Origin of the sequence: Mesorhizobium sp. M8A.F.Ca.ET.165.01.1.1, assembly GCF_004792065.1 — a bacterium.
GTDB lineage: Bacteria > Pseudomonadota > Alphaproteobacteria > Rhizobiales > Rhizobiaceae > Mesorhizobium.
Genome location: NZ_SRTH01000007.1, coordinates 117426 through 131891, shown reverse-complemented (window position 1 = coordinate 131891; position 14466 = coordinate 117426). Strand labels below are relative to the sequence as shown.

The following is a 14466-nucleotide window of genomic DNA, read 5'->3' as shown; positions in this document are numbered from 1 at the left end:
CAAGCCCTCCGGCCGGCGGACCGGATTGCCAGCGGTGCGCGACGATTGGAGGTCAGTGTGACGACGATGGCAAAGAAGCGCGACTACAGCCTGGTCGGCGAAAGCACCCGGGCCGCGATCGAGACCGGGCTCGCCTCGGCCGAGTGGTACCACACCGACGTGCCGCGCAAGGCGATGAAGGAGCTTATGCAGCGTTCCGACGGCCCGGCGATCCGCGACACCATCATCTGGCTCGCTGTCATCGTGGGCTCGGCCGCCGGCATCGTCTGGTTCTGGGGTTCGTGGTGGACGGTGCCGTTCCTGTTCGTCTACGGCGTGCTCTACGGCTCGTCGAGCGACTCGCGCTGGCACGAGTGCGGCCACGGCACGGCGTTCCGCACGCGCTGGATGAACGATGTCGTTTATCACATCGCCTCGTTCATGCTGATGCGCAATCCCGTGCAATGGCGCTGGAGCCATGCCCGCCACCACACCGACACCATCATCGTCGGCCGCGACGCCGAGATCGCGGTCATGCGTCCGCCGGATCTGTTGAAGGCGGCGCTCGCCTTCACCGGCATTCTCGATTTCCGCTATTCGCTGCCGACGCTGGTGCGCCAGGCGTTCGGCACCCTGTCCGACGAAGAGAAGAGCTATATCCCCGAGATGGAACAGCACAAGGCGGTGGTCGCGGCCCGCTGGCACGTGGCCATCTATGTCGCGACGATCGCTGTCGCGATCACGCTGCGTTCGTGGATACCGCTCGTGCTGATCGGGCTGCCGCGCCTTTACGGCACCTGGCACATGGTGACGACCGGTCTGCTGCAGCATATCGGCCTGGCCGACAACGTCATCGACCACCGGCTCAACACGCGCACCGTCTACATGAACCCGATCAGCCGGTTCATTTACTGGAACATGAACTACCATGTGGAGCACCACATGTTCCCGATGGTGCCCTATCACGCGCTGCCCAGGCTGCACGAACTGATCAAGCATGATCTGCCCCAGCCGAACCCGTCGATGTGGCATGCCTACCGCGAGGTTTGGCCGGTGCTGCTCCGGCAGCTGAAATACGAGGACTATTACCTCAAGCGCGAACTGCCGCCGACGGCCAGGCCCTATCGCGGCGAGTTCCACGAGGTCGATATGTCGGCGGCGGCCGAATAGCGATCGATAATGTCCGCAGGAGATTGAGATGGCCGAGTGGCTGGAAGCGTGCGCCGTGGACGATGTCGAGGAAGAGGATGTCATCCGCTTCGACCATGGTGGGCGGAGCTTCGCGATCTATCGCTCGCCGGATGACGAGTTCTTCGCCACCGATGGTTTTTGCACGCATGAAAAGGCGCATCTGGCCGACGGGCTTGTCATGGACGACATCATCGAATGTCCCAAGCACAATGGCCGCTTCAACTACAAGACCGGCCAGGCCAAGGGCGCGCCGGTCTGCGTCAACCTCAAGACCTATCCAGTCCGAATCGAAGCTGGCAAGGTGATGATCGAGATCGGCTGACGAGCCGCCATCCAGAAACAGGGACAAGAGTTCAATGAGCCGAAAGAGACCGACCGTCGCCGATCTGCGCGCCATGAAGGGCAGGCGGCAGCTGACCATGCTGCGCGTGCTGACACTGGATGAAGCGGAAGCCGCCGAGCGGGCAGGGGTCGACATCGTCTCGGTGCCGCCCGAACTGGTGCTCAATCCGCAATACCGCGATGCGGCGCCCAGCCTGTTCACCATGCCGGGCGACAATTTCTACGAGATCGGCACATCGGACGATTTCCTGCGCTGGGCTTTTCGGCTCTACAAGGCCGGCGCCGACGCGGTCTATTGCAGCGCCGGCTATGCCACCATCAAGCGGATGGCGGACGATGCCATTCCCGTCATCGGCCATGTCGGCCTCATTCCATCGCGCGCGACCTGGACAGGCGGCTTCAAGGCTGTCGGCAAGTCCGCCGACACGGCCATGCAGGTGTTCGAGGCGGTGAAGCAACTGGAGGCAGTGGGCGCCATCGGCGCCGAAATAGAAGTTGTGCCGGTCGAAGTGGCGAAGGCGATCTCGGAGCGGACGTCGCTGATCATGCTGTCGATGGGCGCGGGCACCGGCTGCGACGCGCAATATCTATTCGCCGACGACATCCTTGGCCAGAACAGAGGCCACATGCCGCGCCACTCCAAGGTCTATCGCAACTTCGCCTCCGAGTATGACCGGCTGCAGGCCGAGCGGGTGGCGGCGTTCTCCGAATATGTCGCCGACGTCAACAGCGGCGCCTATCCCGAGGACAGGCACATCGTGCACATGGACCCGACCGAGCTACGCCTGTTTCTCGACAAGGTCGGCCGGAGCTAGGGCCGGCCGCCACGCATTGCCGGCCAGCGCGGCGTGGAGTGCCTCCGCATCGACGCCGAGCGGCCGGTCCTCCTTCAGGGAAGGGACCAGCGCGCGTATCGCCGTGTGGACGGCTGACGTGCCTGGTGCCAGCGTCAACCCTTCACGCAGGTCGACGGCCTGGGCGGCCGCCATCAGTTCGAAAGCGATCAACCGCCGCCACAGCACGATCATGTCAGCGCATTTCGAAACCGCCAGCGGCGTCTGCGTGGCGTGATCCTCGACGCCTTCCGAGACGGGCAGGAAGTCGAGCATCACCGGATTGGCCTTGTGACGGATGGCAGCCAGGATCGATGTCACCGTCTTCTGCAGCGGCACGAAACCGGCCGAGGCGCCGCCGACCGGCGACAGATATTTCGGCAGGCTGTTGCGGCCCGAGCCGGTGAGCTGGACGAAGCGGGCTGCACTGGCGGCCGCGCATTGAGCGATTGCCAGGCTGAGCGCCTCGAAGGCGAGCGCCAGCGAAGCGGTGTGGAAGTTGCCGGTCGACAGCACCAGCCCGTCGTCGCTCAGAACCAGCGGGTTGTCGGCGGCGGCATTGAGTTCGATCTCGACGGCGCGTTTTGCCTGGCCGATCGCCTCGGTCAGCACGCCATGGATCGAGGGCATGCAGCGGATCGAGAGCGGATCCTGTAGGGTGGTGGGCGCCGGCGCTTCGTCGCGGGCGAGAAGATCGTGCAGCGCCTTGGCGGCTTCCTGCTGGCCAGCGGCTGGCCGCGCCATGTGCAGGCGCGGGTCGAGGATGGTGCGGTTGGCGCCAAACCCTTCCATGGTCAGCGCGCCGGCCTGCTGCTGCTGGTCAAGGGCCGACAACGCGTCCGTGACCACAAGCGAGCCGCCGCCGGCGGAGACGGCGGAAGCGTTGATCAGCGACAGCCCATCCTTGGGCGCCAGGCCGATGGGGCCGAGACGGGCCATCATCAGCGCCTTGACCGCCGGCATGCGCCTTCCCTGATAATCGGCTTCGCCTTCGCCGATCAGCAGGCGGGCGATCGCGGTCATCAGCACCAGGTCGCCGGCGCCGATGGAGCCGAGCGACGGCATCACCGGATGGACGCCGGCGTTGAGGACATCGACCAGGGCAACGAACACTGCGGGCGACAGGCCGGAGCCGCCCGCCGACAGCATCGTCAGGCGGGCGAGCATGGTTGCCCGCACGGTTTCGACCGGCAGGGCCCCGCCGACCGCGCCGCTGCGGCCTTCGAGCAACTGGCGCTGGAAGGCGCTGGCGTCACCCTCGACCGGCGTGCCGAGATTGGCGCCGAGACCGGTGTTCAGGCCGTAGATCTGCTGGCCCGAGGCCGCGGCCTGGTCGAGCACCTTTCGCGCCTTCTCCAGCCCGCCGATGACATCGGCTCCGATTTCCACCTTGCGCGCCTCGCGGGCGACGGCGGCGACATCGCCGACGCTGACGCCGGCTCCGGTGAGGACGAGCGCGCTCATGCGAAGCGTAGCCTCTGGCCGATGCCTTGCGCCTGTGCCTTGGCCAGCATCGCCTTGCCAAGCGCGATGTCGGACAGCGACAGGCCACGATGCCAGAACAGGATGGTTTCGTCGTCGCTCTGCCGTCCCGGCCTCAGGCCGGCGGCGATCTGGCCGAGTTCGGCATGCAGCGTCGTCTCGCTCAGCCGCCCGGTCTCGACATGGGCGCGCAGCGAGCCGAACTTGCCGCCCTTGCACTGGCCCCAATCGTCGACGACCATCTTCTGCATGATGTCGGTCAGCGACAGCTCCACCGCGCTCATCGTGCCATAGGGCACCACCAGCGCGCCGGGCTTGATCCATTCGGTCTTGAGCAGCGGTTGCGGCTCCGGCAGGCGCGAGGCCTCGACGACAATGTCGGCCCCTTCGACGCAGCTTTTCCAGTCGGCCACGGCAGTGACCGTCTTGCCGAGGGCGGCCGACAATTTGGCGGCAAAGCCGTCGCGGCTTTCCGGCCGGCGCGAGTGGACGCGGATTTCGTCGAAATCGAAGAGATGGTCGAGCAGGCGCACGTTCCAGTAGGCGGTGCCGCGCGCGCCGATATGGGCCAGCACTTTCGAGTTCTTGCGCGCCAGATGTTTGGCGCCGATGGCGGTGACGGCGCCGGTGCGCATGTCGGTGATGACGGTGGCGTCGAGGATGGCGCGCGGGGTACCGGTGCGCGGATCGAACAGATTGAGGATGCCGAATTCCGAAGGCAGGCCGTGAAGGTAGTTGTCGACATAGTCGCCGACGATCTTGACGCCGGCGGCGTCGAGCGGCGCGACGTAGCCGCGCAGGACATTGAAATGGCCGTGGAAGGACGGGTCGGGTTCGAGGTGGACACGCGGCTCGATCACCGTCTGGCCCTTGCCTTGTGCGATGAGCCCGGCCTCGACCGCACCGATGATCTCGGCATCGGTCATGGCAAGGGCTTCGATGTCGAGGGCATTGAGGTAGTCGATATAGATAGGCTTCATGCGTCTGCGTTCCTCGGCCACCCCGCTCATCCATAACAGGCCGCGGCGCGACACGAAAGTTTGTTGGCTGTTGTCTGGACGCCATCGGCCAAATGCTGTTCAAAGCGGTCCGTCATGACTGCCATTTCCGAGACCGAAGCTTCAGCCGACCCAGCCGGGAATTCGCGGCGCGTGGCGCTGATCGTCGCCATCGCCTTCTTCATGCAACTGCTGGATTCGACGATCATCTCGACCTCGCTGCCGCAGATGGGGGAATCGTTCGGCGTGCCGGCGGTGGCGATGAGCATCGGCATCACCGTCTACATGCTGACCATGGCGGTGTTCGTGCCGCTGTCGGGCTGGCTCGCCGACCGTTTCGGCGCGCGCAACATCTTCCTCGTCGCCATCGCGCTGTTCACGCTGGCTTCGCTTGCCTGCGGCTTTTCGCAGAACCTGACCGAATTCGTCATTGCCCGTGCCGTGCAGGGGCTGGGCAGCGCGCTGATGACGCCGGTCGGCCGCATCCTGGTGCTGCGCAACGCGTCGAAATCCGAATTGCTCAACGCCACGGCGCTGATCACCTGGCCGGCGCTGTTCGCGCCTGTCGTCGGGCCGGTGCTCGGTGGCTTCATCACCACCTATCTGTCCTGGCACTGGAATTTCTTCATCAACATTCCGCTCGGTATGATCGGGCTGGCGCTGGTCGCCCGCTTCATCCCCGGTGACCGTGAAGCCGATCCCAAGCCGCTCGATTGGCCGGGTTTCTTCCTGACGTCGCTGGGGCTCGCCTGCCTGCTCTATGGCCTGGAGCGCATCGCGCATCCGGAGGATGGCGCCTTGCCGACGGTGGGGCTGATCGCGGCGGGGATCGTCGTCGGATGGCTGGCGGTGCGTCATCTCCATCGCGCGCCGCATCCGCTGCTCGACCTGTCGTCGTTCAAGGTGCAGACCTTCGCCATCTCGACGCTTGCCGCTGGCACCATCTTCCGGGTTGCGATCAACGCCACGCCGTTCCTTTTGCCGCTGTTGTTCCAGGTCGGCTTCGGCCTCTCGCCCGTCGACGCCGGCATGATGATCCTGGCCTATTTCCTTGGCAATCTCGGCATGAAGACGGTGACGACGCCGATGCTGCGTCGCTTCGGCTTTCGCTCGGTGATGGTCGTCAACGGCATCATCGCGTCGGCATCGATCATGGCTTGCGCGGCGATCTCGCCGCAGACGCCGCAGGCGCTGGTGGTGGCGCTGATGCTGATTGCCGGCCTGTCGCGCTCGATGCAGTTCACCGCGCTCAACACGCTGGCCTTCGCCGATATCGCCGCCGGGCAGCGCAGCTCCGCTGCGACCTTGTCCTCGATGCTGCAGCAGGTGGCGATGCTGTTCGGCGTTGCCGTGGCGGCGGCGATCCTCAACCTGTCGCAGATCGCGAGAGGCCGGCCGGCGCTCGATCTCGTCGATTTTCGAGCAGCCTTCCTGGTGATCGCCGTCATCGGGCTGGTGGCGTCGTTTCGTTTCCTGGTGTTGCCGAGGACCGCCGGCGCCGAGGTCTCGGGCCATATTGCCGGGAACTGAAATCGAATTTTCCCGCCCATGGCGAGGTTAAATTCCGTCTTCGCCTTTCGCCTTGGTGTGACGCTTTCGCAATGCGCCGAGATGGTGCAAACAATTGCCAAAAGCGTTTAAGTTTCCGGGCATTGCGCCAGATTCGGCAATCAATGCGTCCACTTTGCGAATCTCATCGCAAGCCCACGTTTTGAACGCGGATTCATTTGACGAAGCGACGCTGAGCCGATTAGTTTTCGACCCAGGGGTGGCAGCGCTGCCATCGGGGTGAAAGCAGACAATGAACATGGCCGGCTGGCTGAACTTCAGGAGCCTGAATCAGGAAGGCATTGTCTTTGCCATAGCGGTGGTGCTGTTCGTCGCCGCCGCAATTGGCCTGCCGGGTTTCATAGATCCCAACAATCTCGTCGCCATCGTCCGCTCGGTGTCGGTGCTGGGCATACTGGCGCTCGGCATGGCCGTCGTCATCATCGGCCGCGGCATCGACCTGTCGGCGGTGGCGATCATGGCGATGTCGGTCGCCTGGTACCTGCAATTGCTCAACACCGGAACGCCGGACGGGCTGGCCTTCGCCTATGTGCTGGCCGGCGTGCTCGCCATCGGCCTGCTCAACGGCTTTCTCGTCGCCTATGCCGATGTGCCGGCGATCTTCGTCACGCTGGCGACCGGCTCCTTCGTCTTCGGCTATGTGCGTTCGCAATTGATCACGCAGGACGCGGTGCCGGTGCCTCAGGGCCATTGGGTGGAACTGCTCGGCGGTCTGCGCTTTCTCGACGTTCCGATCGAGGTGTTCGTCTTCGCCGGGCTCGCCTTCCTGTTCTTCCTGTTCCTGCGCTACACCAAATGGGGCCGCTACATCTATTTCGCCGGCGACAATCCGGTGGCGGCGCGCAACATCGGCATTCCGGTGCGGCCGATGCTGGTGCTGCGCTATGTGCTGTCCGCTTTCGTGGCGCTGATCGCGGGCCTTTTGACGGCGGCCAGCCTGCACTCGATCAACACGCGGGTCGTCAACTCGACGCTGCTCTACGACATCGTGCTGGTGGCGGTGATCGGCGGCATCGGATTGTCGGGCGGGCGAGGCGGCGTGCGCAACGTGCTGGTGGGCGCAGCACTGATCGGCATCCTGCTCAACGCCATGACCATCATCGACATTCCGCTGCTCTACCAGAACCTGATCAAGGCGGCGATCCTGCTCGGCGCCATCATCGTCGACGGCATCATCAATCCGCGCGACGAACAGACCGCGCAGCAGGGCGATATTTAGGGCAGATGGGCTAGCCCATCTTGCTCGGGGTACCCGGTGCGATCGGAACGATCGGCCGGCAATGAAAACCGAACCAGAGGATGACACATGAAACTGATCAGAACACTCATGGCGGCTGCCACGGCCCTTGCCGTCACCGCCTTCGTGGCGCCGACCTTCGCCGCTGACGATCCAGGCCCTGCTGCCTATGCACAAGCGCTGAAAGGCAAGCGCGTCATGCTGGTACCGCTGGCGATGGGCTTCGACCTGGCGCAGGGCTGGGCGCATTACCTGAAGAAGGAGGTCGAGGCCTGGGGCGGCACGTTCGAGACGCGCGACCCGAACTGGGTGGTCGATGCCGGCGCGCAGGCGATCACCGATGCGATCTCGTCGGACACAAGGCCAGATGTGCTGATCATCCATGCACCGGACCTCAACTCCTATTCCAAGCTGATGAAGAAGGCGCAGGCGGCCGGCACCTATGTAATCCTGGTCGACAATCCGGCGAATTTTCCCGCCGACGCCTTTGTCGGCAGCGACTGGGACCGGCTCGGCCAGCTCGAGGCTGAAGCGGCGATCAAGGGTTGCGGCGAGGACTCGTCCAAGAAAATCGGATTGGTGCAGGGCGACCAGGCCAATTCTTCCAGCCTTTACCAGTATGCCGGCATCATGAAGGTGCTGGACAAGCATCCCGACTTCAAGGTCGTGGCCAAGCCCGACTCCAACTGGGATGCCACGACCTCGCGCAATGTGACCACGACCATGCTGCAGCAGAACCCCGACATCTGCTCGATCATCGATTTCTGGGATGGTGACGCGACCGGCGCATCCGCCGCGATCCGCGACGCCAAGCTCGACGGCAAGGTGTTTTTGGTCACCACCGGCGGCGGCGAAAAGGCGGCCGATTGCGACAAGCTGAACGACGGCACCTATGGCGCCGTGGTGATGACCGACCTTGCCCGCCAGTCGGGCGACATGAACGCCATCATAAAATTCCTGCTGCAGAGCGGCCAGCCGGCCGGCACCTCGCACACCTACATCTACACGCTGGAGAAGGCGACGACCAAGGCCGACCTCAAGCCCGACAGCTGCTGGGACCTGAAGGCGCTGCAGTCCGAAGCGGCGGCGAAATAGTGTCGCGCGGTTAATGTCAGCGAGGTGGCTTGGGCCATCTCTAATCGCTAGCGGTTTGCGCTGCCCTCACCCTTACCCTCTCCCCGTGAAGAACGGGGAGAGGGGGACGCCGACGTTGGTGCGCTTCCCTTCTCCCCGTCTCTATACGGGGAGAAGGTGCCGGCAGGCGGATGAGGGCAGCGGCGAGATCGAGAATTACCCGAAGCCATGCCTCGGGAACAACCCGGCCCTTTTTCTCATGGAATAGCAGCAGCCGATGACCTTTCGCGAACGCCTTCAGTCCTGGCGCTACAATCTCGTGCCCGACCATCTGGTCGGCGAGATCCTGACCAAGCGCTGGACCGACAACGCCATTCCTTTCCTGGCGCTGGTGGTGACATTGGCGACCTTCGGCTCGATCATTCCGGGCTTCTTCAAGCTCTCCTCGCTGCAGGAATCGACCCGTCAGCTCGGCGAGTTCTCGATGGTGGTCACCGGCATGACCGTGGTGATGCTGGGCGGCGGCATCGATCTCTCGGTCGGCTCGATCTTCGCGCTGTCCTGTTTCTCCGCCGTCTATGTCTTCTTCATCCTGGAACAGTCGATCTGGCTGGCGCTGGCCGCCTCGTTCGCCACTGGGTTGATCTTCGGTGCCATCAATGGATACCTCGTCGGGTACCTCAGGCTGCGCGCCTTCCTCACCACGCTGGTGACCTTCATCTTCGGGCGGGCGCTGTTCGACATCCTGGTCACCACCTATGCAGCCGATGTGCAGCTTTCGACGGCCACATCGGATGTGCTCGACTTCATCGGCGACAGCACCTTCTGGGGGCTCTCCGTCTCGGTGTGGCTGGCAATCATCCTCGCCATCGTCACCCATATCGCGCTGACGCGCTCGCGGCCCGGCTGGCATGTGCTGGCGGTCGGCGGTTCCCGCCGCTCGGCGCACAATGCCGGCATCCGGGTGCGCCGCACCGTGTTCATGACCTATGTCTTTTCCGGCTTCTGCGCCTCGATCGGCGGCTTTCTCATCGCCTGCCGGTTGAGTGGGGCAGGGCCAGGCACCGGCCTCAACCTGGAGATCATGGCGCTGACCGCTGCGGTGGTCGGCGGCGTCAGCCTCGGCGGCGGGCGCGGTTCGGTGATCAAGGGCCTGATGGGCGCCATCATCGTGCTGACCATGACCAACGGGCTGATCCGGCTCGGCTACGGCACCGGCACCAACCAGATGGTGCTGGGCATCATGCTTGCTGTGGCGGTGACCATCGACATCCGCTGGCTGAAGAACCGCCACAAGGTACTGAACGAGGTCTATGTCGCGCCGGTCTATCTCAAGATGGGCGAAACACAGTCCGCGGTGCCGGGCTCCGGCACGCCTTACGCGCTCGACAACCGGTTGTCTTCAGCCGACCATATCGGGCTTGGCGAACTGGAGGGGCCTGAAGACGTCATCCTCGACCGCGACGACAATCTCTATTGCGGCACCCGCCATGGCGAGATCGTCCGCTTCTTCGCGCCCGATTATGTCAGGTCGGAAGTGTTTGCCCATATTGGCGGCTTTCCGCTGGGGCTCGCCTTCGATAAATCGGGCAACCTGATCAGCTGCGTTGGCGCCATGGGGCTGTATTCGGTTTCACCGCAGCGCGAGGTCAAGCGTCTGTCGGCCGAGACGTCGCGTTCCTGGACGTCGATCGTCGACGATGCACGGCTGCGCGATCCCAATGATTGCGATATCGCGCCGGACGGGCGCATCTACTTCACGGATTCGACGAAGCGCTACGATGCCCATGACTGGGCGCTGGACTCGATCGAGAACCGCGCCACCGGCCGCCTGCTGGTCTACGATCCCCGGGATGGCTCGACAAAGACGCTGCTCGACGGCTATCGCTACACCAATGGTGTGTGCATGGCGCATGACGGCAAGTCGCTGTTCTTCGCCGAAAGCTGGGCCTGCCGCGTGCATCGCTACTGGCTGGAAGGGCCGAAGGCGGGCACCGCCGAATGTGTCATCCGCGACATGCCGGGGTATCCCGACAACATCAACCGGGCCTCGGACGGCAATTACTGGATGGCGTGGCTGGGTATGCGCACGCCGAGCTTCGACCTTTCGCTGCGCCATCCCGACATGCGCAAGCGCATGACGCGCCGGCTGCCGCAGGACGAATGGCTGTTTCCCAACATCAACACCGGCGGCGTGGTGAAATTCAACGAGAAGGGCGGCATCGTCGAGGCGATGGGCGACTTGACGGGCGGCGCGCACCCGATGGTCACCTCGATGCGCGAGCACAAGGGATATCTGTTCGTCGGCGGCATCCTCAACAACCGCATCGGCCGCTACAAGATCAGGGGTGCCGACCCGAACTGGACCAGCCCCGCTTCCTATTGGGGAGCGCAACCATGATCCTCGATCCGATCCTGGATATGTTTCGCGGCAAGGCAGTGACCATCCCGCCGCTCGACGGCGCCTTCCGGCCGAACACGCGGCTCGATGATGCGCCGGCTTTCGCCGAACTGACCGAGCCCGACAATCTGCTGGTTGCCGGTGGCCGGCTGCTCGCCTCAAGCGGCAACGCCGTCCTTGGGATTGCTGTCGGTGTGGAACCCGTCGTGGTCGAGACCTTTCCGTCTCCTGTCACGGCGCTGTCGCTGTCGCCTTCAGGCGAACTCACGGTAGGGCTGGAGAGCGGCAAGCTGTTCATCGCGGGCAGGGAGGTGTCGCTGCCAGCCGGAATCCGTTGCATCACCGCTCTTGCCTATGCCGAGGACGGCGGGCTTTGGCTGGCTAATGGGTCGGCCGAGCACACGCCGTCGCAATGGGCCGCCGATCTGTTGAAGAAGGGCGCCTCCGGTTCGCTTTGGAAGCGGGATGCGGCAGGCGGTGAGTTCAGCAAGCTGGCCGGCGACATTGCGTTCCCTTACGGGCTCCATCTCCTCGGTAGGGACGTGCTGGTGAGCGAGAGCTGGCGCCACCAGCTCGTCCGTTTCGATGGCACGACCGGCGATCGCTCGACCGTGCTGACGCATCTGCCCGGTTATCCCGCGCGGCTGTCGCCGGCCGGCGATGGCGGAGCGTGGCTGACCCTGTTCGCGCCGCGCAACCGGCTGATCGAATTCGTGCTGCAGGAAACGCACTATCGCCAGGATATGATCGGACAGGTGCCGCCGGCCTACTGGATCGCGCCGGCGCTGGCCTCCAACCGCAGTTTCCTCGAGCCGTTGCAATGCGGCGGCATCCGAACCATGGGCATCCACAAGCCATGGTCGCCGAGCCGCTCCTACGGGCTGGTGGTCAGGCTCGACCAAAACATGCAGCCGCGGTTCAGCCTGCACAGCCGCGCCAACGGCACGCGCCACGGCATCTGCAGCGTGGCGGAAAGGGACGGAGGGCTGTTGATCGCCTCGAAGGGCGGCGACTGCGTGCTGGCCGTCGACCTTGCCTCGGGAGGTTTCTGATGCAACCGATCGTTCGCCTCGAGAACGTCACCAAGAATTACCGCGGCGTGCCTGCGGTGAAGAACGTCACCTTCGAGCTACGCAAGGGCGAAATCCATGCGCTGCTCGGCGAGAACGGTGCCGGCAAGTCGACGCTGACCAAGATCATCGCCGGAGTGGTCGATGCCACCTCGGGCAAGATGTTCCATAAGGGCCAGGAGATCGCCTACGCCTCACCGCATGCCGCGCTCGAAGCGGGCATTGCCATGGTGTTCCAGGAGACCAGCCTGGTGCCGTCGATGACGGTGGCGCAGAACCTCTATCTCGGTACTGAAAAATTCCTCAACCGGCTGCGCGGCACGTATATCTCAGCACAGCAGTTCCTGCAGTCGCTGAATTTTCCGGTCGATCCGAACGCCATGGTGGCGACGTTGGGCGCCGCCAAGCGGCAGATGGTCGAAATCGCGCGCGCCGTGCACCACAATGCCGAGATCATCATCTTCGACGAACCGACAGCGACGCTGACGCCGGAGGAGAAGCGCCACTTTTTCGCGCTCATCCGGCGGCTGCAGGCGAACGGTGTCTCGATCGTCTTCATCAGCCACGCGCTGGAAGAGGCATTGATGATTGCCGACCGCATCACCATCCTGCGCGACGGCGAACTGGTCGTCACCGACGATACGCCGGCCTTCGACCGCGACAAGATCGTCGCCGCCATGGTCGGGCGTACGCTGTCGGGACAGATTTACCGCCAGCGCGATGAGGCCAAGCTGCGCAAGGCCGGCAAGAAAGTGCTGTCGGTGCAGGACATCTCGATGAGCAATGTCGTGCGCAACAATTCCTTCTCGATCTTCGAGGGCCAGATCACCGGCGTGTTCGGGCTGATCGGCTCGGGGCGCACCGAGACGTTTAAGATCGTGTCGGGCATCTACAAGCGCGATTTTTTGCGCGGCGGTGCGATCGAACTGGACGATAAGCCCGTGCGCTATCTCGTGCCGAGCCAAGCGGTGGCCGACGGCATTGTCTATGTCACCGAGGACCGCAAGAGCGAAGGCATCTTCGAGACGATGGGCATCGCCGAGAACCTGTTCGGCGGGCTGCTGGCGGCGGGCCGTGAAAAGGCCTGGGTGATCAACCAGCAGGAGATGCGGCAGCTTTCGGCGGAATGGACCAAGACGCTGAACATCAAGGCGATCAACGACAATGCGCGAGTCGTCGAACTCTCCGGCGGCAACCAGCAGAAGGTGGTGATCGGCAAGGGGCTGGTGCAGAAGCCGCGCATCGTCATCTTCGACGAGCCGACGCGCGGCGTCGACGTCGGCGCGATCGCCGAGATCCACCAGATCATCAACCGGCTGGCGGATGAGGGATTGGCCGTGGTGGTGATCTCTTCCTATTTGCCGGAGATCATGAACCTGTCGGACCGCATTTTGGTCTGCCGCCAAGGGCGCATCGTCGAGGAGTTTTCGCCGGCGGAGGCGACGGAGGAGAGGATCATGTACGCGGCGGTGCATTAGGTGGCGAGACAAGGTGGATGATCGCACCATTGGATCGAACACCGGAGGCTAGCCGAGGCATCCGTCATTTCGTCATCCACGGGCGGAGCAAGGAGCGTAGCGACGCGGCGCAGACCCGAGGATCCATGCCGAGACTCAGAAGCGCTGCTATGGTGCAGGATTTGGCTCCGCTGCACTCTACGGTGAAAGTCGCGGCATGGATCCCAGGGTCTCCGCGACGGCGCTTCGCGCCTGCTTCGCCCAGGGATGACGAAGTTTAAGTGCTTCGGCCAACCTTCAAGGCGCCACGCCATTGAGCGCCAAAAACCGAGTCAAAAAAGTTGGTTAGCCGCCGCATTTGCTCGAAACTTGTTTCAACGACCTTATTCATCCAAACGAAAGGACCCGATCATGGCCACCACAAAGCTCCTCAGCGATGCCGAGGTCGAGAAAATCCCGGCGGTGAAGGCGGTGTTCGACGACATCAGGGCGACGCGCAAATCGGATTTCGTCAACAATTTCTGGCGTGGGCTCGCCAATGATCCGGCGGCGCTGAAGCGGATCTGGGAACAGTTGAAGGCGGTGATGGTGGCGGACAGCGCCATCGATCCGCTGACCAAGGAAATGATCTACATCGCGGTGTCGACGGCCAATGGCTGCTCCTACTGCGTCCACTCGCACACGGCGGCGGCGCGCGCCAAGGGCATGACCGACGCGCAGCACGGCGAGCTGGTGTCGATCATCGGGCTCGCCGGCCAGACCAATCATCTGGTTACGGCGATGCAGATTCCAGTCGATCCGCAATTCGAGGTGAAAAGCTAGAGCCGTTCCGG

The 14466-nt window shown here is 63.9% G+C and carries 12 protein-coding genes; 10 read left to right on the top strand and 2 right to left on the bottom strand.

Going from position 1 to position 14466, the window contains the following annotated elements; genetic code table 11:
* The first annotated feature begins 66 nt into the window (after positions 1 to 66).
* From EN808_RS20105 to EN808_RS20095, 3 genes are read left to right on the top strand one after another with little or no spacing between them, the layout of a single operon-like run.
* Positions 67 to 1149, top strand: a complete 1083-nt coding sequence (locus tag EN808_RS20105; protein ID WP_127280343.1) for a fatty acid desaturase family protein — start codon at positions 67 to 69, stop codon at positions 1147 to 1149.
* A gap of 28 nt (positions 1150 to 1177) precedes the next feature.
* A complete protein-coding gene (locus EN808_RS20100; RefSeq protein WP_127280341.1) occupies positions 1178 to 1492 on the top strand; it encodes a MocE family 2Fe-2S type ferredoxin in 315 nt (104 codons plus the stop codon).
* A gap of 34 nt (positions 1493 to 1526) precedes the next feature.
* Positions 1527 to 2327 (top strand): 3-methyl-2-oxobutanoate hydroxymethyltransferase, encoded by an 801-nt coding sequence (locus EN808_RS20095; protein WP_127280342.1) that lies wholly within the window; start codon positions 1527 to 1529, stop codon positions 2325 to 2327.
* On the opposite strand, the gene hutH is transcribed toward EN808_RS20095, so the two are convergent.
* On the bottom strand, positions 2292 to 3809 hold the full coding sequence (gene hutH, locus EN808_RS20090; protein WP_135916704.1) for a histidine ammonia-lyase: 1518 nt from the start codon (positions 3807 to 3809) through the stop codon (positions 2292 to 2294). The genes EN808_RS20095 and hutH overlap by 36 nt on opposite strands.
* Complete coding sequence (locus EN808_RS20085) at positions 3806 to 4807, bottom strand: ornithine cyclodeaminase family protein (RefSeq protein WP_135916703.1); 1002 nt, start codon at positions 4805 to 4807, stop codon at positions 3806 to 3808. The genes hutH and EN808_RS20085 overlap by 4 nt, the downstream gene beginning before the upstream one ends.
* A gap of 114 nt (positions 4808 to 4921) precedes the next feature.
* Between EN808_RS20085 and EN808_RS20080 the strand changes: the two genes are divergently transcribed.
* From EN808_RS20080 to EN808_RS20050, 7 genes are all read left to right on the top strand, one after another.
* Complete coding sequence (locus EN808_RS20080; RefSeq protein WP_127278340.1) at positions 4922 to 6355, top strand: DHA2 family efflux MFS transporter permease subunit; 1434 nt, start codon at positions 4922 to 4924, stop codon at positions 6353 to 6355.
* 271 nt (positions 6356 to 6626) lie between these two features.
* On the top strand, positions 6627 to 7613 hold the full coding sequence (locus tag EN808_RS20075; protein WP_127278341.1) for an ABC transporter permease: 987 nt from the start codon (positions 6627 to 6629) through the stop codon (positions 7611 to 7613).
* Between the two features lie 87 nt (positions 7614 to 7700).
* The gene (locus tag EN808_RS20070; RefSeq protein WP_135916702.1) at positions 7701 to 8726 is read left to right on the top strand and encodes a sugar ABC transporter substrate-binding protein; all 1026 of its coding nucleotides are present in this window, start codon (positions 7701 to 7703) and stop codon (positions 8724 to 8726) included.
* 256 nt (positions 8727 to 8982) lie between these two features.
* Positions 8983 to 11106: an SMP-30/gluconolactonase/LRE family protein gene (locus EN808_RS20065; protein WP_135916701.1), complete on the top strand. Its 2124-nt coding sequence runs from the start codon at positions 8983 to 8985 to the stop codon at positions 11104 to 11106.
* A complete protein-coding gene (locus tag EN808_RS20060) occupies positions 11103 to 12158 on the top strand; it encodes a hypothetical protein (protein ID WP_135916700.1) in 1056 nt (351 codons plus the stop codon). Before EN808_RS20065 ends, EN808_RS20060 begins: the two co-directional genes overlap by 4 nt.
* Entirely contained in the window at positions 12158 to 13654 is a 1497-nt protein-coding gene (locus EN808_RS20055; RefSeq protein WP_135916699.1) for a sugar ABC transporter ATP-binding protein, read from the top strand. Before EN808_RS20060 ends, EN808_RS20055 begins: the two co-directional genes overlap by 1 nt.
* 390 nt (positions 13655 to 14044) lie before the next feature.
* A complete protein-coding gene (locus EN808_RS20050; RefSeq protein ID WP_127278345.1) occupies positions 14045 to 14455 on the top strand; it encodes a carboxymuconolactone decarboxylase family protein in 411 nt (136 codons plus the stop codon).
* Positions 14456 to 14466 lie beyond the last annotated feature (11 nt).